Annotated in this window: 20 protein-coding genes; 11 read left to right on the top strand and 9 right to left on the bottom strand. The window is 62.9% G+C overall.

Going from position 1 to position 20,502, the window contains the following annotated elements; translation table 11 throughout:
- Positions 1 to 14 precede the first annotated feature (14 nt).
- Complete coding sequence (locus ACWGTO_RS25145) at positions 15 to 875, bottom strand: MurR/RpiR family transcriptional regulator (RefSeq protein ID WP_454577501.1); 861 nt, start codon at positions 873 to 875, stop codon at positions 15 to 17.
- Between the two features lie 214 nt (positions 876 to 1,089).
- Here ACWGTO_RS25145 and ACWGTO_RS25140 point away from each other — a divergent pair, with 214 nt between their 5' ends.
- The 7 genes from ACWGTO_RS25140 to ACWGTO_RS25110 all read left to right on the top strand — a co-directional run bounded on the left by ACWGTO_RS25140 (position 1,090) and on the right by ACWGTO_RS25110 (position 6,722).
- Positions 1,090 to 1,272, top strand: a complete 183-nt coding sequence (locus tag ACWGTO_RS25140; RefSeq protein WP_454577500.1) for a hypothetical protein — start codon at positions 1,090 to 1,092, stop codon at positions 1,270 to 1,272.
- A gap of 117 nt (positions 1,273 to 1,389) precedes the next feature.
- Positions 1,390 to 2,388, top strand: coding sequence for a SctD/MshK family protein (locus ACWGTO_RS25135; RefSeq protein WP_454577499.1), 999 nt, complete (start codon positions 1,390 to 1,392; stop codon positions 2,386 to 2,388).
- Positions 2,385 to 2,825 carry a hypothetical protein gene (locus ACWGTO_RS25130; RefSeq protein ID WP_454577498.1) on the top strand — a complete coding sequence of 147 codons (441 nt, stop codon included), beginning with the start codon at positions 2,385 to 2,387 and terminating at the stop codon, positions 2,823 to 2,825. Before ACWGTO_RS25135 ends, ACWGTO_RS25130 begins: the two co-directional genes overlap by 4 nt.
- Positions 2,826 to 2,842: 17 nt before the next feature.
- Positions 2,843 to 3,151: a hypothetical protein gene (locus ACWGTO_RS25125; RefSeq protein ID WP_454577497.1), complete on the top strand. Its 309-nt coding sequence runs from the start codon at positions 2,843 to 2,845 to the stop codon at positions 3,149 to 3,151.
- Positions 3,152 to 5,320, top strand: coding sequence for a type III secretion system export apparatus subunit SctV (sctV, locus tag ACWGTO_RS25120; protein ID WP_454577496.1), 2,169 nt, complete (start codon positions 3,152 to 3,154; stop codon positions 5,318 to 5,320).
- A gap of 57 nt (positions 5,321 to 5,377) precedes the next feature.
- Complete coding sequence (locus ACWGTO_RS25115) at positions 5,378 to 5,701, top strand: pilus assembly protein N-terminal domain-containing protein (RefSeq protein WP_454577495.1); 324 nt, start codon at positions 5,378 to 5,380, stop codon at positions 5,699 to 5,701.
- Complete coding sequence (locus ACWGTO_RS25110; RefSeq protein WP_454577494.1) at positions 5,685 to 6,722, top strand: EscU/YscU/HrcU family type III secretion system export apparatus switch protein; 1,038 nt, start codon at positions 5,685 to 5,687, stop codon at positions 6,720 to 6,722. Before ACWGTO_RS25115 ends, ACWGTO_RS25110 begins: the two co-directional genes overlap by 17 nt.
- Before the next feature lie 344 nt (positions 6,723 to 7,066).
- On the opposite strand, the gene ACWGTO_RS25105 is transcribed toward ACWGTO_RS25110, so the two are convergent.
- Complete coding sequence (locus ACWGTO_RS25105) at positions 7,067 to 8,125, bottom strand: tetratricopeptide repeat protein (protein WP_454577493.1); 1,059 nt, start codon at positions 8,123 to 8,125, stop codon at positions 7,067 to 7,069.
- A gap of 16 nt (positions 8,126 to 8,141) precedes the next feature.
- Positions 8,142 to 10,076 carry an adenylate/guanylate cyclase domain-containing protein gene (locus tag ACWGTO_RS25100; RefSeq protein WP_454577492.1) on the bottom strand — a complete coding sequence of 645 codons (1,935 nt, stop codon included), beginning with the start codon at positions 10,074 to 10,076 and terminating at the stop codon, positions 8,142 to 8,144.
- A gap of 364 nt (positions 10,077 to 10,440) precedes the next feature.
- Between ACWGTO_RS25100 and ACWGTO_RS25095 the strand changes: the two genes are divergently transcribed.
- Positions 10,441 to 10,794 carry a YciI family protein gene (locus tag ACWGTO_RS25095; protein ID WP_454577491.1) on the top strand — a complete coding sequence of 118 codons (354 nt, stop codon included), beginning with the start codon at positions 10,441 to 10,443 and terminating at the stop codon, positions 10,792 to 10,794.
- 169 nt (positions 10,795 to 10,963) lie between these two features.
- Here the strand turns inward: ACWGTO_RS25095 and guaA are convergent, their stop codons facing one another.
- The gene (gene guaA / locus ACWGTO_RS25090) at positions 10,964 to 12,526 is read right to left on the bottom strand and encodes a glutamine-hydrolyzing GMP synthase (RefSeq protein WP_454577490.1); all 1,563 of its coding nucleotides are present in this window, start codon (positions 12,524 to 12,526) and stop codon (positions 10,964 to 10,966) included.
- A 55-nt stretch (positions 12,527 to 12,581) separates the two neighbouring features.
- The gene (locus ACWGTO_RS25085; RefSeq protein WP_454577489.1) at positions 12,582 to 13,064 is read right to left on the bottom strand and encodes a MarR family winged helix-turn-helix transcriptional regulator; all 483 of its coding nucleotides are present in this window, start codon (positions 13,062 to 13,064) and stop codon (positions 12,582 to 12,584) included.
- Positions 13,065 to 13,147: 83 nt separating this feature from the next.
- On the opposite strand from ACWGTO_RS25085, the gene ACWGTO_RS25080 reads away from it, so the two are divergent.
- Positions 13,148 to 13,465, top strand: a complete 318-nt coding sequence (locus tag ACWGTO_RS25080; RefSeq protein ID WP_454577488.1) for a hypothetical protein — start codon at positions 13,148 to 13,150, stop codon at positions 13,463 to 13,465.
- Positions 13,466 to 13,474: 9 nt separating this feature from the next.
- Here ACWGTO_RS25080 and ACWGTO_RS25075 read toward each other — a convergent pair whose 3' ends face one another.
- The 3 genes from ACWGTO_RS25075 to ACWGTO_RS25065 all read right to left on the bottom strand — a co-directional run bounded on the left by ACWGTO_RS25075 (position 13,475) and on the right by ACWGTO_RS25065 (position 16,010).
- Complete coding sequence (locus ACWGTO_RS25075; protein WP_454577487.1) at positions 13,475 to 14,110, bottom strand: 5'-methylthioadenosine/S-adenosylhomocysteine nucleosidase; 636 nt, start codon at positions 14,108 to 14,110, stop codon at positions 13,475 to 13,477.
- Positions 14,110 to 14,568, bottom strand: a complete 459-nt coding sequence (locus ACWGTO_RS25070; protein ID WP_454577486.1) for a PaaI family thioesterase — start codon at positions 14,566 to 14,568, stop codon at positions 14,110 to 14,112. The genes ACWGTO_RS25075 and ACWGTO_RS25070 overlap by 1 nt, the downstream gene beginning before the upstream one ends.
- A gap of 152 nt (positions 14,569 to 14,720) precedes the next feature.
- Entirely contained in the window at positions 14,721 to 16,010 is a 1,290-nt protein-coding gene (locus ACWGTO_RS25065; protein ID WP_454577485.1) for an RsmB/NOP family class I SAM-dependent RNA methyltransferase, read from the bottom strand.
- A 315-nt stretch (positions 16,011 to 16,325) separates the two neighbouring features.
- Here ACWGTO_RS25065 and ACWGTO_RS25060 point away from each other — a divergent pair, with 315 nt between their 5' ends.
- Entirely contained in the window at positions 16,326 to 17,003 is a 678-nt protein-coding gene (locus tag ACWGTO_RS25060; protein ID WP_454577484.1) for an MIP family channel protein, read from the top strand.
- Positions 17,004 to 17,066: 63 nt separating this feature from the next.
- On the opposite strand, the gene katG is transcribed toward ACWGTO_RS25060, so the two are convergent.
- Positions 17,067 to 19,262, bottom strand: a complete 2,196-nt coding sequence (gene katG / locus ACWGTO_RS25055) for a catalase/peroxidase HPI (RefSeq protein ID WP_454577483.1) — start codon at positions 19,260 to 19,262, stop codon at positions 17,067 to 17,069.
- A gap of 140 nt (positions 19,263 to 19,402) precedes the next feature.
- On the opposite strand from katG, the gene ACWGTO_RS25050 reads away from it, so the two are divergent.
- Positions 19,403 to 20,311, top strand: coding sequence for a hydrogen peroxide-inducible genes activator (locus ACWGTO_RS25050; RefSeq protein WP_454577482.1), 909 nt, complete (start codon positions 19,403 to 19,405; stop codon positions 20,309 to 20,311).
- Positions 20,312 to 20,502 lie beyond the last annotated feature (191 nt).

Below are 20,502 nucleotides of genomic sequence, written 5' to 3'. Positions count from 1 at the left end.
CACCCTTTCGGATGTTATCGAGGGGGCTTCCAATAAATGCCGAAAGCGGCAAGCTGCTCTTCCGACTGTTTTACTCGTTCTGCGACATCCTTTTCGGACCGCACTGCCGTCAGTGCCGCCAGAAGTTCGACGGCGGCGAACGCCGGCGCCATGCTTCGGAAGAACGACTGCGAATTCGACGTGACGATGATTGTCTCCCGCGCGATCCGCGTCAGCGGAGACACGCTGCTGTCGGTGATTGCCACCACGCCAACACCCTGCCGAGCCGCCTGGCGCGCCACGTCGATGGTCGTGCGTTCATAAGGCGACATGCCCACAGCCAGCAGCACATCGCCACGTCCCGCGTGCCGGAGAGCGTCCAGGCCCTGTCCGGCCATCTCGCCGACAAGCGTTACCTTGCGGTCACCGCCAGCCAGAAACGACATGACGTGAACGAAGCGGCTCGCGACCGGAGAGGTGGAGCGTGAACCGAGACCGAAAAGATCGCGTGATCTTGCAAGCAGGTCGGCGGCGGCGATGAACTGCATGGCATTGCCGTATTCGCCAAGACTTGAAATCTGGGCCGCGAGCGTGTCGGCAACGACGCCGACGGTCGAGTATCCAGGGGCGCCATACTGCCTGATATCCTGGCGCGCCGGCTCACCAGCGACCGTCTCACGCAACGCGCGCGCATAAAGGCTGCGCATATCCTCGTAGCCTTCAAGGCCAAGCCATCGCGCCAGCCGCATCATCGTGCTGTGCGAAACGCCGGCCTGGTGCGCCTGTTCGCGCATCGACATCAGCGCGACATCCTTGGGATGATCCAGCACGAAACGCGCGGCCACCCGTAGCTGCGGCGGCATATTCTCGAACCGTTCGACCAACAACTCGGCCAAAGGACCTTTTTCCATTGTGACATACCCCATTCACCCGACGCGGAGGTTACTCCTTGAGCGCCCGCGACGCAACAGTTGGAACCTTTATGGCTCAAATATTCCAAATGGACTTTCATTTTCGATCATGCTGTCTTAAGCTTCTTTCGCAACGTGCCGGATCGCAGCGTTGTGAGTCCGCAGTTTGCAACTTGAATAGTCCCTCAAGGAGACAATGATGGCACCTACCCCTCCCATTACGTCCGGCTCTGCAGGGTCGCCGGAACAGAACCTGGACAAGATGATCAAGCACCAGGAGCGCATGTTTGGCCTGGAGATCACGAAAGAGATCGCGAAATCCCAACATGACATGCTGATGAGCACCGCGAAGACCCTCGGTCAGTCGGCTGAGAAGGCCTGAGGCAAGGATTCTCGCACCCATACGCCGCCGCAGCAACCGGCGGCGTACTTGCGCGGCAGAATCTTTGAACGCCGTCGTCGCTGTATTGAGATCGTCATCGGCGGGAGATGAAGTGGCATGACCGATAGTCCTATCGGCAGATATCTGGATGCGGCACCAGCGCGCCTCCTGTCAATTATTGCCCCCTCCCCGGCGACCGGACATTCCATTGCGCTCAGCGTAACCCAGGGATTTCACGCCGGCGCCGAACTTAGCCTGGTCGAGCCGCTATATACGATCGGCTCCAGCACAGAGTCGGACATCGTCCTCAGGGATGGCGGCATCGCACCGATCCACGCGAGGCTGCGGCGCAGGGGCAGCCAGCTTGAAATCGAAGCCGTCGGCGGTGATGTCACACTGGCCACCGGCGAGACCATCCGTGAGGGACATGGCAGCCGCTGCAGGCTGCCGCTGACGATAAGTGTCGGTGACGCCCGTATCCGGCTGGTCAGTCCGGAACGCCCATCGAACAGGTGGTCCGTTACCAATCGCCCTCTCCTGGTTGCGGGCAGCGTTCTCATCGCGGTATTCGCTGTTTCCGTTGCTGCGAACGGGTTCTCTTTCGCCCAGCCCGACATTGGCGAGCAGGTATCTTCTCAGGACGTCAAACCGATCAGAATGGCCTTTGCCGGCGAGGCGGGGCAAGAAGTGCTGGACGATTCATCACCGGCACGGATACAGGGCGCCGCCGAGGCGGAAAGCCAGCTCAAGCTGCGTCTCGAGCAATCCGGCATGAGCGCATTGACGGTTCAGCAATCACCGGGACGCCTCGTGGTCTCGGGAATGATCCCTAATGAAAAGAGCGGCGTCTGGACGGAAACACAATCCTGGTTCGATGAGGCGTTCGGCGCCCATATTACCCTCGTCTCCAACGTCATGATCGGCAACGCGGAGCAGGCTCCGCGCCTGACGCTGCAGGCAATCTGGTATGGCGAGCGGCCATACGTCATCGCAGCCGACGGCGCACGTTACCACGAAGGTGCATTCACGAATGACGGCTGGACCATAAAGCACATCGGCGAGACGGAACTCCTCCTGACCAAGGGCGGCGCCACGGTCGCGCTGAAATATCCGTGAACCGCCGGCTTGAAGGGCCGCGGTTCGACACGGCAAGGGTGGATAGTGCCGGCCGCGAGGTACGGCAGGCGGAAGGTGTGCGCGGCCAGGCAATCAACCGGCGGCGGATGAATGGCGTCGACAAACCCGCAAACCGTGCCCAGGGAACGAAGTCGGCGGCTGGTGCGGAAAAACCGGAAACCGCGGAATTCCAGTCCTCTCGAGGCCCGGCCGAGCAATCGCTTGACGAGATACTCATCAACTTCGTCATGCCCAGCATTCCCGACCCAGCCATCCTGCGTCGCTCCGTACCCATTCTCCAGCATTTTGTAACGCACCTGGTGCCCGACCTTGAGGGCGGCGAGCAGCTCAAGACACTCGCCAGAACGCTGATGGAGGATGAAATCGAGCGTCATCGCGATCTGCTTGGTCGCATGCAGGAAGGAATCGAAATCTGACCGACCCGCATGACACCGTGCACCTGCTGCATGTCCTGGGCTATCTCTACGGGTCTCACGGGCAGGCAAAGCGGGGCGCGGCGTACCTGCTTATCGCTGCACAGCTCGCGCCGGGAAATGCCGGTGTGCTCAGGACATTGGCGCACCTGCTCATACTTGATGGCGAGGCCGAAAAGGCGCTTGCCACCATCGTCAGGCTGGAGACCTTGGAAGGAATGGACCAGCCGGCGCTTGCATTGCTGAAGAGCCGCGCCTTGCTCGTGGCCGGGCGCAAGACCGAGGCGCGCAGTGCCTTGCTGAGCTTCCTGTCGCAACGAGGTGTTTGAATGACCATGTCGGAGCGACTTCTCCAATTCCTCGCCAGGCTTTCACGCCGCAGCGACCTGGTCATTGCCATCCTGATGCTCGTCGCAGTGGTGATGATGCTCATTCCATTGCCGACGTTTCTCGTCGACATTCTCATCACCGCGAATATCGCCATCAGCGTGCTTATCCTGCTGGCCTCGTTTTATGTTTCTCATCCGCTCCAGTTCTCATCGCTGCCGTCGGTCATCCTCATCGCCACCTTGTTCCGGCTGGCGATCACGATCACCACCACGCGACTGATCCTGCTTCAGGCCGATGCTGGCGACATCATTACCGCCTTCGGCACCTTCGTCGTCGGCGGCAGCATTGCGGTGGGCCTCGTCATCTTCCTGATCATCACCGTCGCACAGTTCATCGTGGTGGCGCGGGGCGCCGAACGCGTCGCCGAGGTGGCCGCGCGCTTCACGCTCGATGCGTTGCCGGGCAAGCAGATGAGCATCGATGCCGAGTTGCGAAACGGCGACATCGATCAGGCGGAGGCACGCCGCCTGCGCCAGCAGCTGGAGCGCGAGAGCCAGCTGTTCGGCGCGATGGACGGCGCCATGAAGTTCGTCAAGGGCGACGTCATCGCCGGAATCGTGATCATCCTGGTCAACCTTGTCGGTGGTTTCGCGGTCGGAACGCTGCAACACGGCATGTCGCTGGGGGACGCGGCCGCGACCTACTCGCTGCTCACCGTGGGCGATGGGCTGGTCGCGCAGATACCGGCACTGCTCGTCGCCGTGGCCGCCGGCACGATGGTGACGCGCGTCGGCAGCGCGGACGGCACCGGCGATCTTGGCCGGCAAATAACCAGCCAGCTCCTGCGGGACTCCCGCGCGCTCGCACTCGCCGCGGTGATCATGGTCGGCCTTGCCCTGGTGCCAGGCTTCCCTTTCATCGTGTTCCTGATCCTTGGCGCCTCATTCGGCGCGGGCGCCTATGCAATCAATCGCCGTACCGCCCAGGAATCCGAGCCTCAAGCCACCGGCCAGATCGCCGTGCACGAACAACCGGGGAATTCCACGTCGCTTTCGGCCATTGCGACCGGAACGCTGCCTTCGTCCTACCGCGTCGTCGTACGCTTCGGAGCCGAACTCGGACAGTCGGTTCCGGAACCCGAATTTACCACGCTCGCCGACGGCGTTCGGCGCGAACTCTTCGGCGATCTCGGTGTCGACGTTCCGGCGATCGGCATACAGGTCGATGAGATGCTTTCACCACGAAGCCTCCGCGTCGATCTGGAGGGTGCGCCCATCCTGGATGCGGAAATTCCCGCCGACCGTGTTCTTGTCGAAGCGGACGCAACGCATCTCGATCTGCTCGAGGTAACTTACGAGAAAGGTGCTTCGATTGCAGGCCAGCGCAAATTCGTGTGGGTCGATGACAGCCACGTCCCGGCACTGAAAGAAGCCGGCTTCGCCTTCTGCGCTGCCGCGGAAACAGCGGCCAAATGGACCGAAAATGCACTGCGGCTTTATGCCGGCCATTTCGTCGGAATCCAGGAGACACGCCGGCTCCTGTCGGACATGGAGCCGGATTATGCGGATCTCGTCAGACAGGCACAGGAGATCGTGCCGCTGCAGAAGATCGCTGAAGTGCTCCGCCGGCTTGTCGGCGAAAACGTGCCGATCCGCAATCTGCGGCTGATCCTCGAAGCATTGATCGAATGGGGCCAACGCGAACAGGACGTCGTCCTGCTGACGGAATATGTCCGCACATCCCTGAAACGCCAGATCAGCTTCCGCTCCGCCGGTCGCAACAACATCATCGCAGCCTATGTCCTGCAGCGGTCGGCCGAGGATATCCTGCGAAACGCGGTGCAAAGCACTTCGACCGGCACATTCCTGAATCTTTCCGACGATGACGCGCAGGCCCTGGTGACCGAGATCGAGCGAGCCCTGTCGCAGAACTCGACAGATGTATCGCCGGTGGTCCTCGCCGCGATGGATGTACGGCGTCATATGCGCAGCCTGCTCATGCACAATGCCATCGAGCTTCCGGTTCTGTCCTTCCAGGAACTGGCGCAGGAATTCAATGTCCAGCCGTTGGCCACGATCGCCGGGCGCTCCGGCAGGGCTGGCGCTCGCAACGTCTCCCAGTCGCTGCCATCGGCCCAGGCGAAAGCCGGGCAAGAGGCAGCCTCATGATGCCAACCGGACGGATGGTGACAGTTGGGGAACCCTCATGCTCAGGAGAGGAACGGCATGCGCTGGCTGGCTATCGCTACGGTTGGCTTCCTGCTGGCGTTTCAGCTTCCACTGGTCGATGCGACAGCACAGAACGCATCGCCATTGCCGAGCAAGCCAACGCTCGACCTGCCGGTCGGGCAAGGACGTTTGTTGCGGTTCAATGATCCGGTCGAATCCGTCCTGATTGCGGACACCACCATCGCGGACCTCCAGATCGTATCGCCGAGCATGGATAACGACTGGCAAGAATACGACATGCTGCCGCATATCCACCTCTCCGTATTCAAGCCCGCCCCACCTGACAGTGCGGTAAGATTGCAACATGGCCGAAGAAGCTGAGGAAAAGAGATTACCGGCGTCCGACAAGAAGCTTCGCGACGCCCGCCGCAAAGGCCAGGTTTCGCAGAGCCGCGACCTGGTCTCCGGCTTCACATTCCTCGCAGCGCTCGCGTATCTCTATTTTTCCTGGCCGATGCTCTTCAGGCGCTTTTCCGAACTCGTGCAGACCGTGACCTTGCCTGGCGACTCATTCGGGGAGGTCAGCTTGCGGGCCATCCGCCATTCGTTCTCGTTGCTGATGCTTGCCACATTGCCGCTGGTCGGCATCGTTGTCGTTTTCACCGTGGCCTTCGGCATGCTGGGGACGTTCGGGCCAGTCTTCTCGTTTGAACAGCTCAAGCCGCAGTTCGATCACATAAACCCGGCGAAGGGACTTCAGAAAATCCTGTCGCTGCGCAATGTAATCGAGTTCACCAAGGGCCTGATCAAGGTGGTGTTGCTGGCAAGCCTGTTCGTATTCATCCTGGCCGCGTGGCTGCAGCCGCTCTTCGATGCGCCAGGCTGCGGTCCGTCATGCCTGGAGCCGATTATCAAGGCGGTGCTGACACCCCTTGGAGCCGCCGCGGCCCTGGCCTTTGTCGTTATCGGCTTGATCGATGTTCCCATTCAGCGTTGGCTGTTCCTTCGCGACATGCGCATGACGACAACCGAATACAAGCGCGAACACAAGGATCTCGAAGGAGATCCATTGATCCGCCATGAACAGCAGCGACAGCGGCGTGAAGCGGTGATGCAACCTGCGAAGCTGGGCGTGAGGAATGCGGTCATCGTCTTCGTGTCCGGTGACCGCGCGGTGGCTTTGCGTTACGTCAAAGGCGAAACGCCGGTGCCGACGGTTGTCGCCAAGGGTCAGGGCCGCCCTGCCGATGAGATAATGGCTCAAGCGCGCCAAGCAGGTATTCCCATCGTCGAGGATGCGGCCGCCGAGGCGCTCTTCGAAAATGCGAACACCGGGTCCTATATCGGCCAGCAGGTGTTTTCGCCGGTCGTTCGCCATCTCGTCCGGCTCGGGTTGACCTGATGCAAGAATCCCTGCTGTCGTTCTTTAAATATCGTTGCCGCGAGCGATCAATCGGGGACAAGATGGGCGAGCGGCGCGCCGTCCGTGGTAACGCCTTCGCTGCACGGTTTGAGGACGTCACTCGGGGTCTATCTCGCCGACGCGGAAGCGTCCACCCGGCAGATGATGGACCTCTTGCAATACGGGAGCCATCCACAGAGGACATTGCAGGATCCATCACCAACGTCGTACGCGCGCGCCATCAACGGACATTGATCAATGGAACCACGGGCATTGCCCTCACAGCCAAAAGACAAGCCTATGCCCTGACCAGAGCAAGCTGGCGATACAAAGCGAGGCGCTTTTTAGTCGGGAAGGCCAGCCTTGCGGTAGCCTTCGACGAAGCGCTGGCGTAATTCCTCGTCGCCGAATGGCTGCGATGTTGCCCAGTGCGTGATGGTGAAATGGGGATTGCTCATCATGAAGAGTTCCGCCTCCTGACGGGCTTCTTCCAGGCACCCGAGCTGCGCAAGGGCTGCGGCTAGCATGCGCCGCGACGTGCTGCGGTAGGTTTCCGGCATGCGCAAAGCCTCGACCGCGGATTGATAGTCGCCGAGCGCATAATAGGCCTGGCCCGCCATCCAATGGTACCACCCCGGCGGGTGCGGATTGAGCCGCAACGCCCGCTTCACGAATTCGACGCCCTTGACTGGGTCGCCCCTCAAGGTGATGAGATCCGAGCGGATCGCCCAGGCATCGGCATGATTGGGATCGAGCTTGAAGGTCGCCTCGAACTCGGCATCCGATTCCGCGAAACGCCGTTCGTGACCAAGTATGATGCCCAGAGCCCACCGGTTCCCGGCATCGTTAGGGTCGAGGGCCACGGCCCGCTGCGCTTCCGCGATCGAGCGAGGCCGGCAGGTTTCCTTCGGCTCGTTCCAGAACAGCCAGCCGAGCCACAGATTGAGTGCCAGCCAGCAATGTGCTTCGGCATAATCGGGATCGAGTCCGATCGCCTTTTCCAGGAGGATGCGCGCTTCCCGCGCGCCTAACCCGGTCTGAAAACTGACGCCGCGGGCCTGCACGCAGAGGTCATAGGCTTCGAGACTCGTCGGTCGCTTGCGCGCCGGCTGTCCGGCCAATCGGCCGACCAGGGCTTCGACGATCTTGGCCGTGACCTCGTCCTGCACTGCAAAGATATCCTCGAGGCTGCGGTCGTAGCGCTCGGCCCAGATATGATCGCCGCCGATCGCGTCGATCAGCTGTGCATTGACGCGCACGCGCCCTGCAGCGCGCCCGGCGCTGCCTTCAACCACATAGCGCACGCCAAGATCGCGCGCGGTCAAACGCACATCGACCGGCCGCCCCTTGTAAACAAAGGTGAAGTTGTGCGCGATGACGAAGAGGCCGCCGATCAGCGGCATGGAGGTGGCTTGTCCCTCAGCCTGCTTGGGCGTTGTCAATGTCCATGCGGGGCGATGCTGACGTCGCGACTTTGCCAAGCTTGAAGACCTCCGTTGCCTCGCCACGTCCGCGCAGCCTGTGTTTGCCCGCCGGGATCGTTTCGAATTTTTCGTCGAGCCGCGACGCGGTCTCGCCGGAAATGGCGATTGCCGCTGTGGCACCCGGTTCGAGCTGCTTGCCGAGGTCCTGCAGCCGCTGGCTAACATTCACGGTGTCGCCAACGATCGTATAGTTGACGCGGTCGGATGCGCCGATATTACCGACGATGACGGAGCCCGTGTGGATGCCGATGCGGACATGAAGCGGAGGTCGGCCTTCGCCGGCAGCGTCCAGATTGTCCTTCTCCAGCTGCTCGCGGATCGCCGCGGCGGCGCGGACGGCCGCGGCGGGATGGCCCTTCAGACGGTCCGGCGCACCGAAGAACGCCAGCATGCCATCGCCCAGGAACTTGTCGACGGTGCCGCCATGCGCGTCGACCGCGCCGCACAGGATTGCGAAGTGATGGTTCAGGAGCCTCGCCGCGGCGGCGGCGTCCATCTGCTCCGATAGCGTGGTGAAGCCGGCGATGTCGGTGAACATGACGGTGACGACCGCCTCGCGCGGTTCGGCGATGCCGACCTCTCCGCTGCGCACCAGCTTGGCCACCAGAGAGCGCGGTATATAGGTCGAGAATGCACGCAGACCGATCAGCATTGCATTGAACGCCGAAGCCTGGTTGTCCAACTCCAGAACCCTGCTGGGCGCCAGGGGCGTTACGCCGTCGAGATCGAAATCGGCAACGCGCGTGGCCTGGCCGGCGATCGCCTGGATCGGGCGCGATAGCCGCCTGCCAAGGAGGATCGCCACGATGACCGCCACGACCATCGCCCCAAGACCGAGCAGGGCCGATCCCATGACACGCTCGATCTCGTCACCGATCTGGCTGCTTTCGAAATACCCGCCGATCATCCAGGGCTTATCGCCGTAGCCGGTGATCTTACGGGTGATGGCGATGTAAGTTTTCTCTTCTTCCCATGAGGTAGGATCGTCCCGGTCATCAACGCGGATCTCGGCGATTTCTATGTCGCGGGCATGGCGCGTGTCGAACTCCCGCTCTACCTTGCGCGAACTATATGCGGCCAACACCGGATCGCCATACGTGGCCAGCGGCGTCAGCGGCAGGACGCCATTCTTCAGAGCGCCGGGGTCGGCCAGCCTTTGATCGGCGAGCACGCGATCTTCGCCGCCGAGAATAAAGGCATGCGTGCCAAATCGCGATGACAGCTCCCGCGTGATATCGGACAGTTTGCGCAATTCGACCGCTGCGATCACCCAGCCCTGCGTCACGCCGTCACGTGCCAGCGGCACGGAGACATGCGCGTACAGGCCGAACTCATTGGCCACGAACGCTCCCCACTGCAGGCCGCCAACCCGTCGGCGCTGCTCGAGGGCGGCGCGGACTTGGGGCGACTTCTCGGGCTCGGCCGGAAAATGCTCGATCGCGCCCGTTGCAACGTTGTTTTCGGTGGTGGAGCGCGCGGCGCCACGGCAGACAAGGTCGGGTGTGCAGATCAGCATCGCTTCGACCCCCGAAGCGGCAGCCAACGCACCGCCAACGGTTGCAGACATCGCCGCGTCGTCGATCTGGAACTCGCCCTGGGCATAGAGCTGTGCGATGCCGTTCACCGCATTCTCGGCGTCTCCCATCTCGGCGCGCAGGGAGTCCTCCATCGCGTCGATAAGAAGCGTTGATCGCGCGCCGAGCAGGTCGAACGTGTTGCGAAAATTGGCACCGACCGACAATGCGAGCACGCCGCCGACCGACAGGAACACGAGTGTGCCGAAACTCAGCGCCATGAGGACGGCAATTGGGATGCGACGCCGTTTCTTTTCGGGGCGGACCAGACGCACTGGTTGTGCGGGCGTGCTCATGCACCCAATGTCGCAATGCGTCACCGAAATGCAAGCCCGGTAACGGCTTAACGGGGCAGTTTTGGAAGCCGTTTGACATGAAGCGCAGGAATCACTCCTGCTCGACTTCCATCAAACGAACCAGGTGACGCGTGGCGTGCAGGCAAATCAAGCATCAGGATCGCTCCACCCAACTCTTGCTGTCGGTCTTGATAAGATGCGCAAAGGCATGCGCCGGCCCTGTTGTTGGGCTGGCTGTCCTCATCGTTGAAATACCACATACGGCTCCAGACCTGAGGTGACAGGAACTTCTGTCAGTCCCTGCGCCGGCTGTGCAACATTATTGAAGCACAAACGTTCACCGTCCACTCGGAGGAGGTGCACCATGCGCTACATGATCTTGATCCACCGCACGCCAGATTTCTGGACCAAACTCAGAAAGGATGAGCGTGCCGAGCTCCGCAGTGCTTACATTGCTTACGAAGACGCCGTGAAGAAAGCGGGCGTGCTGGTGGCTGCCGATCAGTTGCAGCCCGCAATGGCAGCCAAAGTCGTTGGCGAAACCGCTGTTCTCGATGGACCTTACGCCGACACCGACTCCAAGGAGGAATTGGGTGGCTATTTCCTGATCGACGTCCCCGGTGAAGCCGATGCCATTGCCTGGGCACGACGTTGCCCCGGCGCCCATTATGGCCGCGACGGCCGCGGCGTCGAAGTGCGTCCTGTCATCCAGCAATGAAGGAAGAACTGGGGTCAGAATGAACTTGATTGGAGTGGCTGAAGTTTCAATTTCAGCCTAACTCTTCACACCGGCGGCACCCCCTCGCCGGTAGGCTGCCGCGCATCGCGCCTCGCTTGTGCTCGCCGCGCCCGTGGCTCGAATTGGTCGACCGGACCAAATCGTCCTTTCACTCCCACTCGATTGTGCCGGGCGGCTTCGAGGTCACGTCGTAGACGACGCGGTTGATGCCCTTGACCTCGTTGATGATGCGGGTGGCGGCGGCGCCGAGGAAGGCCATGTCGTAGTGATAGAAATCCGCCGTCATGCCGTCGACGGACGTCACGGCGCGCAGGGCGCAGACGAATTCGTAGGTGCGGCCGTCGCCCATCACGCCGACGGTCTGCACGGGAAGCAGCACGGCAAAGGCCTGCCAGATGGCGTCGTAGAGGCCGGCCTTGCGGATCTCGTCGAGATAGATGGCGTCGGCCTCGCGCAGGATTTCCAGCTTGTCGCGGGTGATGCCGCCCGGGCAGCGGATGGCCAGGCCCGGGCCCGGGAAGGGGTGGCGGCCAATAAAACTTTCGGGAAGGCCGAGCTCCTTGCCGAGCGCCCTCACCTCATCCTTGAACAGTTCGCGCAGCGGCTCGACCAATTGCATGTTCATGCGCGCCGGCAGACCGCCGACATTGTGGTGCGATTTGATGGTCACCGACGGGCCGCCGGTGAAGGAGACGCTTTCGATGACGTCGGGATAGAGCGTGCCCTGCGCCAGGAAATCGGCGCCGCCGAGCTTCTTGGCCTCTTCCTCGAACACCTCGATGAACAGCCGGCCGATGGTCTTGCGCTTCTTCTCCGGGTCCGACTCGCCTTCCAGCGCCGAGATGAATTTTTCCGAGGCGTCGACCAGGATCAGCGGCAGGTTGTAGTGCTGGCGGAACATCTCGACCACGCCAGCGGCCTCGTCCTTGCGCATCAGGCCATGGTCGACGAGGATGCAGGTCAGCTGGTCGCCGACCGCTTCGTGGATCAAAAGGGCCGCAACCGAGGAATCGACGCCGCCCGACAGCGCGCAGATGACCTTGCCCTTGCCGACCTGCTTGCGGATGGTCTCGACGGCGTGCTCGCGATAGGCGCGCATCGTCCAGTCGCCCTCGATGCCCGCAATGTTGTGGACGAAGTTGCGGAGCAGCCTGGCGCCATCGGGCGTATGCACCACTTCGGGGTGGAACATGATGCCGTACATCTTGCGCGCGACATTGCCGAAGATGGCGAAGGGCGAACCTTCCGACTTGCCGAAGACTTCGAAGCCCTTGGGCAGCGAGATGACACGGTCGCCATGGCTCATCCAGACCTGGTGGCGCTGGCCCGGAGCCCACAGGCCCTCGAACAGCGGGCTGTCCTTCTCGATCTCGACGAAGGCGCGGCCGAATTCGCGATGGTTGGAGCTTTCGGCGACGCCACCCATCTGCACGCAGAGCGCCATCTGGCCGTAGCAGATGCCGAGCACCGGCACGCCGGCGTCGAAGACGATCTGCGGCGCGCGCGGGCTGCCGATATCTGATGTCGAGGCAGGACCGCCGGACAGGATCACGGCTTTTGGCTGGATGCGCTTGAAGGCAGCTTCGGCCGATTGGAACGGCACGATCTCTGAAAACACGCCGGCCTCGCGGATGCGGCGGGCGATGAGCTGCGTAAACTGGCTGCCGAAATCGACAATCAGGACGGTGTCGGGGTGATTGGCTGTCGTCATGGCGAGCCTTTAGAGAAAGAAACGAGTCGGCGCAATGGGTTGCGAAGCCACGCCGTCACTGAACTTCGGTCTCTTTGCCGGTGGCATCCGGCGATCCCGCATCGAGGGTCCGCAAAGCGTCCATCAGTGCTGCGAAGCGCTGCTGGCCGATACGCTCGACGTAGCGCCGTTCGATCTGCAATTTGATGCGGTCACCATCACGCAGGGCGTCCAGACCCTTGCGCGTATAGCCGACAAGCTTGCCACGCCCGTCCCGCGGATCGGGCAGGCGCTGCACCACGCCTTCCGCCTCCAGCCCGTCGAGCAATTGCTGGACCGCCTGCTTGGAAATCGCCGAGCGGTCGATCAGCGCAGACTGGCGAATGCCGTTGCGGGAGATATGCCCGAGCAACCCGGCGCGCGCCTCTGTGAACCAGCTGTGGCCGGAGGAGCGCATCGCGGCGGCGAACTCAGCCTGCCAGGCCCGGCTCGCTTGCCACAGCCGCCAGCCGACGTGATCGGGTAGCGCTTCGGTTTTTTCGTCAAGCTCCTTGACCATTTTGCCAGCACTCCATATAGTCAAGATACTTGACGACTTCGATTGCGTCGAGCGCTTTCAAACTCAACCTGGGAACTGGGACCATGACAATTCTGAACAGGGATACGCTGGCCATTATCATGATCGGCACCACGCATGTCATCGACATGGGCGGCAAGAGTGCGTTCATCCACTACGAAACCGTAGATCGGGCGCACATGCTGCTGCCGAACGGCGCCCGCTTTCATGGAAAATGGGACCTGCTCGACGACGGCTACAAGGTCGAATGGACCGATGGCCCGGCCGGCTCGTGGAAACTCGACCACACGACCGGCGCGATAGACTATGTCGATGCAACCGGCGCCGTGCGCGGGCGCATTTCGCGCATCGATTTTGGCGATCCGAACCGCCTTGCGGCCTGATCGCTACGCTCAGGCGTCGAGCAGGCCGCCGCCTATCGCCTGTTCGAGCCGTCCGACTGCATCCGCCAGCTTTTCGTCGATGACATGGAGATATTCGGTCCAGTCGCCGACATGCCGCAGGTCGGCCGCGCCGTCGGAAATGCCGCGCAGGCCGATCAGCGGGACATCGAACAGCTGGCAGGCGCGCAGGCAGGCGAAGGTCTCCATGTCGACCATGTCCGCGGCAACAGCGTCATAGGCGGCGCCGGTGATGATGGCGCCGCCGGTCGACAGGCTGGCTTGCCTGATGTCCGGAATCCTGAACGGCAGCGGCACGGTCACCGGCAGCTCGAGGAACGGCGTCGCGCCCTTCTCGAAGCCCAAGGGAGACGCGTCGATGTCGCGGTACCTGACCGAGACCGCCTGGTAGATTTCGGTCTGCTCAAGCGTGCGGCTGCCGGCGGAGCCGAGCGAGACGACGAGATCGGGCAACGCGGTCTCAGCCTTCAGCGTTGCAAGCCCGGCGCCCAGCCGCACGCCCGCCTCGACCGGGCCGACGCCCGTCATCAGCGGTTTAAACAGTTTTTGCAGATGCGGGCCGTATTCGGCCTGCGCCGCCATGACGAAGAGGACATGCTTGCCGCCAATACGCACAACGCTGGCCATCAGCCGGCGATTCCGTCGCGGCCAACCACGGTCATCATCGTGCCGGTCATGGTGGCGATCAGCTTTGCCTCGCCGTCGGCGGCAAAGGCATAGGCCTGGCCGTCGGCGACGATGATGGTGCGGCCGGGTTTGGTCACCGAGCCGCGGAACAGGAAGCGCTCGCCCCTGCCCGGCGCCAGCAGATTGACCTTGAACTCGATGGTCAGCACGCCGGAATTTTCCGGCATCAGGGAAAAAGCGGCGTAGCCGCAGGCTGAATCCAGCGCCGTCGAGATGACGCCGGCATGCAGGAAACCGTGCTGCTGGGTGAGCTCGGCCGAATAGGGCATTTCGATCTCGATGATGCCCGGCGTCACCAGCGTCAGTTCGGCTCCGATGGTCGCCATCGCCTGCTGGCGGGCAAAGGACGCCCTGACGCGATCCTCATAATCGGGAGCGGGTACGATCTTTGCTGCCATGGCCATCGCCTTCAATTTTGCCGGAAAAGCTTATCGCAGAGGCACGGGCGGCAAGCAAATGCTTTTGCTGCACTGCAGCAAACGCGCTTGGTTCAACAGGAACAGCGATGCGTTGAGCAAGGTGGCGAACGCCACCCATGTCAACGGCAGCGTCAATTCGCCCGGCGCAGCGCGCAGAAGTAGAATCCGTCGGTAGCGCTGAGCGCCGGCGACAGCGAGATGTCGCCTGCTTTTCCGATCCGCGCAGCCGCAGCGTGGCCGGGGAAATGGACGTCCCAGAGAGCGCGATGATCGATCGGGACAAAGTCTTTGTGGCGCTCGCGGAAGGCGGCGATCTGCTCGCCATTCTCCTCGTCGAACACCGAACAGGTGATGTAGACCAAGAGGCCACCGGGTTTGACGTAGGCATTGGCGGCATCGAGAATGGCCGACTGCTCGCCCTTGCGGGCGTCGAGCTGCCTTAGCGTCAGCCGCCATTTGGCGTCGGGACGGCGCCGCCAGGTGCCGCTGCCGGTGCAGGGCGCATCAACGAGCACAATATCCATGTGACCCACGAGCGGTGCCAGTTCGGCCGGCTTGGTGACCACCTGCACGTTGCGGTTTTCAGAACGGCGGATGCGGTCGAAGATCGGCGCCAGCCGCGCCTTTTCGGCGTCGTGAGCGAAGACCTGGCCTTTGTTGGCCATTGCAGCCGACAGCGCCAGCGTCTTGCCACCGGCGCCGGCGCAGAAGTCCAGCACCTGCATGCCGGATTGCGCACCGGCGAGTGCGGCGACGATCTGCGAGCCCTCGTCCTGGACCTCGAACCAGCCTTTCTGGAAGGCGGGCTCCGCCTGCACATTCGGGTGCCGGCCATCGCCATCGATCGGCGGGATACGAATGCCGTTTGGCGCGATACGGGCCGCCTTCGCGCCAGTATCGGCCAAGTCCGCAAGCACCTTGGCGCGGTCGGACTGAAGCGTGTTGACCCTGATGTCGAGCGGCGGACGGGCAGCCAGGGCGGCCCCCTCCTCCACCCAATCTGTGCCGAAGGCCCGTTCGAACAGCGGCGCGCACCAGTCGGGAATGTCGGCCCGCACCGCCTTGGGCGCGTCTTCAGGGCTGCGCTCGGCCAGCGCCTGCAACTCGGCCGCGCTGAGCAGCGGCGGCGCGAACTTGTCACCGTCGAGCGCGTCGTTGAGCGACCCCGCCGTCTGGCCCCATTCGATGAGAAGCGCGCCGAAGCCGATGGCGCGCGGCGTGTCCTCGCCCAGCAGCCAGCCAGCGGAACGCTTGTGGCGCAACGCGTCGTAGACGATGTTGCCGATCGCCGCGCGGTCGCCGCCGCCGGCAAAGCGATGCGACAGACCCCAATCCTTCAGCGCATCGGCCACCGGCCGGTGGCGCCGGCCAATGTCTTCCAGCACTTCGATGGCTGCCGCCAGCCGTCCGCCCAGTCGCATTCGTCATTCCATCAATCGAGCATCTTCCGGCCTGCTCTTAGAGCCTTTCACGTCGAGATTGAACCCCGCTTGCGTTTCGTGGCGAAAGCTATTGCGATCGCGGTCGGCGAACTTCCCCAATCGGCAAATGTCAACCCGCTGGCGACAACAAATCCCAAATATATGCGAGGCCTCTAATGTTTGGAACTGGCCGCCGCAAGCATCGCCTGTGGCGCAACTGCTCTGCTTTCCAAGCTTTTGCGTTGGGAATACTCTTTGCGCCATGATTCGCGGCGCAGAAAACGCGAGCCGGCGGATCGATACGAGGAGAGGGCAATGAAAATGTATCTTGCGGAAGTTTTGGGAACATTTCTGTTGGTGTTCATCGGTACGGCGTCGGTGGCGACGGGCGGCTTCCTTGCGGACCTGCCGCTCGGCCAGGAAGCCATCGGCCTGGCGTTCGGCATCGGCCTGATTGCGGCGGCCTATGCGGTCGGCCCGATTTCCGGCGCGCATCTCAATCCGGCCGTCACGCTCGGCGTCTTCCTTGCCGGCCGGCTGCCGGCAAAGGATGTGGTTCCCTACTGGATCGCGCAGATCATCGGCGCCATCCTGGCCTCGCTGGCGCTGTGGATCATCGTTTCGGGCCAGACCGGCGGACACACGACCGGCTTCGGCGCCAATGGCTGGGACGTGGCCAAATGGGGGATGAGCTCGGCCTTCCTGTGGGAGCTGATCGGCACCTTCACCTTCGTCACCGTCATCCTCGGCGTCACCGCCGAGAAGCACTCGACGGCGTTCGCCGGCCTGGTGATCGGCCTGACCCTGGCGGGGCTGCACTTCGCCATGATCCCGGTGACCGGCACCTCGGTCAATCCGGCACGCTCGATCGGCCCAGCCCTGTTTACGGGGGGTGCTGCCCTCAGCCAGCTCTGGCTGTTCATCGTAGCCCCACTGATCGGCGGTGCTGTTGCCGGCGTCGTTGCCAAGGCGCGCATCTTCGAAAAGGACTGATTTTCGAAGGCATAAAAAAGGCGCGGGCCGCGGCCCGCGCCTTTTTTATTGGGAGGGCTGCGATCAGCCGACGATGTCGAAGCGGTCGGCGTTCATCACCTTGGTCCACGCCCTGACGAAATCGCCGACGAATTTCGGCCCGGCATCCGCCGACCCGTAGACCTCGGCCAGCGCGCGCAGCTGCGCGTGCGAGCCGAAGATCAGATCGGCGCGAGTGGCGGTCCATTTGACCGCCTTGGTCTTGCGGTCGCGCGCTTCGTAGACCTCATGCGAGCCCGGCTCGGAGGCCGGGTCCCAGACGGTCGCCATCGAGAGCAGGTTGACGAAGAAGTCGTTCGTCAGCGTGCCCGGCCTGTCGGTCAACACGCCATGCTTCGAACCGCCGGCATTGGCGCCGAGCACGCGCAGGCCGGCGACCAGCACCGTCATCTCCGGCGCCGTCAGGTTGAGCAGTTGCGCGCGGTCGACCAGCAACGCTTCGACCGACATCGGCAACTTACCCCCGACATAGTTGCGGAAGCCATCGACTTTCGGCTCGAGCGCGGCGAAGGAATGGACATCTGTCTGCTCCTGCGAGGCGTCGGTGCGGCCGGGCGTGAACGGCACTTTCACCGCGTTGCCGCCGTCCGTCGCCGCCTTCTCGACAGCAGCGACACCGCCGAGCACGATGAGGTCGGCCAGCGACACCTTCTTGCCGCCCGCGTTGAACTCCTTCTGGATGGCTTCGAGCTTCGCGAGCACCTTGGCCAGTTCGGCCGGCTGGTTGACCTCCCAGTGCTTCTGCGGCGCCAAGCGAATGCGCGCGCCATTGGCGCCGCCGCGCTTGTCGGAGTTGCGGAAGGTCGAGGCTGAGGCCCAAGCGGTCGAAACCAGCTGCGAAACAGTGAGGCCCGAGGCGAGGATCTTGGCCTTCAGCGCGGCGATGTCCTGATCGCTGACCAGTTCATGGTCGACTGCCGGTACCGGATCCTGCCAGATCAGCTCTTCCTTCGGCACCAACGGGCCGAGATAGCGCACGACCGGACCCATGTCGCGGTGGGTGAGCTTGTACCAGGCGCGGGCGAAGGCATCGGCGAACTGCTCCGGATGCTGGTGGAAGCGCCGCGAAATCTTCTCGTAGGCCGGGTCGGCCCGCAACGCGAGGTCGGTGGTCAGCATCGCCGGCGCGCGACGCTTGGACGGGTCGTGCGCGTCCGGCACCGTTACCGTGCCGGAGCCGCCTTTCGGCGTCCACTGATGGGCGCCGGCAGGGCTCTTGGTCAGCTCCCATTCGAAGTTGAACAGATTGTCGAAGAAGTTGTTGCTCCACTTGGTCGGCGTCGTCGTCCAGGTGACTTCGAGGCCCGACGTGATCGCATCGCCGGCGATACCGGTGGCGTGCTTGCTCGACCAGCCAAGGCCCTGAGCCTCGATGCCGGCGCCTTCCGGCTCGGCCCCGACAAGGGCTGCATCACCCGCGCCATGGGTCTTGCCGAAGGTGTGACCACCGGCGATCAGCGCCACAGTCTCTTCGTCGTTCATCGCCATACGCCCGAACGTCTCTCTGATATCGCGCGCCGAGGCCAGCGGATCGGGCTTGCCGTTCGGCCCTTCGGGGTTGACGTAGATCAGGCCCATCTGCACGGCGCCGAGATGGCCGTGCAGTTCGCGGTCGCCGGAATAGCGCTTGTCGTCGAGCCACTTGGTTTCGGAACCCCAATTGACATCCTGCTCGGGCTCCCAGACATCGGCGCGGCCGCCGGCAAAGCCGAAGGTCTTGAAGCCCATCGATTCCAGCGCGACATTGCCGGTGAGGATCAACAGGTCGGCCCAGGAAATCTTGCGGCCGTATTTCTGCTTGATCGGCCACAGCAGCCGGCGCGCCTTGTCGAGATTGGCATTGTCCGGCCAGCTGTTCAGCGGCGCGAAACGCTGCTGGCCGGCGCCGGCGCCACCACGGCCGTCGCCGATGCGATAGGTGCCGGCGCTGTGCCAGGCCATGCGGATGAACAGCGGCCCGTAATGGCCGAAATCGGCCGGCCACCAGTCCTGCGAGTCCGTCATCACCTTGTGCAGATCCTTGATCACCGCATCGAGATCGAGGCTTTTGAATTCCTCGGCATAGTCGAACGCCTCCCCCATCGGGTCGGAAAGGTTCGACTGCTGGTGGAGAACGCTGATGTCGAGCTGGTTCGGCCACCAGTCACGATTGGTCCTGCCGGACGTTCCATGCGCGACCGGGCATTTGCCGGCGCTGTTGTCGTCGGTGTTCGCGTCCATCTTAGCCTCCGAATTGCTGATTTTCTTTGTTGGTTTTCCGGGCCGGCCGGGAGCCGCGCCACTCTGGAACTGTTCCAGACTAGGCCGTCTCTTCGATAAAAACAAATTGCCTTTCCTGTTTGTTGCGATAGGTTTTTCTTATGATTGGTCTCACCGTCCGGCAGATGCAATATTTCGAGGCTTTGGCGCAAACGCTGCATTTCGGCCGCGCCGCAAAACTCGCCGGCGTCAGCCAACCAGCGCTGTCAGCACAGATCGCCGAGATGGAACAAAGGCTGAGCTGCCGGCTGTTCGAGCGTGGCGGCAAGACGGTGCGGATGACGCATGAGGCGCAGGCCCTGCTGCCGCGCATCGAACGCATTCTGCGCGACATCAGCGAGGTCGAGACGACGGCGCGGCGCGGCCGCCCGGCCATGGAGGGGCGCTTCCGGCTGGGCATCATTCCGACAGTGGCGCCCTATCTGTTGCCGCACGTGCTGCCGGAACTGAAGCGACATTTTCCCGCTTTGCAGCTCGAACTGCGCGAAGCGGTGACGGCATCTTTGGTCGAGGACACGGCGACGGGACGTCTCGACGCCTTCATCGCCGCGCTGCCGCTCGACCAACCGGGCCTGGTCACCGAAGAACTGTTCGCCGACCGCTTCTTCCTCGCCGTGCCGTCAGGCGACCCGGCCTTCGCCTCGCCACCGGTGCCGCCAGAAAGCCCGGCGCTGGAGCGGCTGATGCTTCTGGAGGAAGGCCACTGCCTGCGCGAACAGGCACTCGCCCTGTGCGGCAGCGTGCGTCCGGTGGCGATGGCCAGCTACGGTGCGACCAGCCTGACGACGCTCCTGCAGATGGTGGCGCATGGGCTCGGCGTCACGCTCATCCCGGAAATGGCGGCCAAGCCGGCCAGCGTCATGCCGGACCTCAAGATCGTCCCGTTCCAGGAGCCGATGCCGCAACGCACGATCTGCCTGGCGTGGCGCCGCAACAAGGTGCGGCATGACGAGTGCGTGGAACTGGCCAAGATCATTCGTGGGCTGGGCGAGGTCGTGCTGGCGGCGTGAGTTGTCTGATAGGCCAACATCGAATGCCTGTTTCTGATCAAGGGGACCTGCGTGAGGGCCGGATGGGGGCTTTGCGCCGCTTCGCGGTCATTGAGATGTTAGCAGCCGCTTCGCCGACGACCTTTTCGACGATGTCAGACTCCCCAACCCGCCATTGGCAGAGCTTGAATTGAAGCTGGCTGAAAGGATGT

This window comes from Mesorhizobium sp. PL10, from assembly GCF_053714315.1.
The sequence above is the reverse complement of the archived record's forward strand: the minus strand, read 5'-3'. Positions and strand labels throughout refer to the sequence as shown.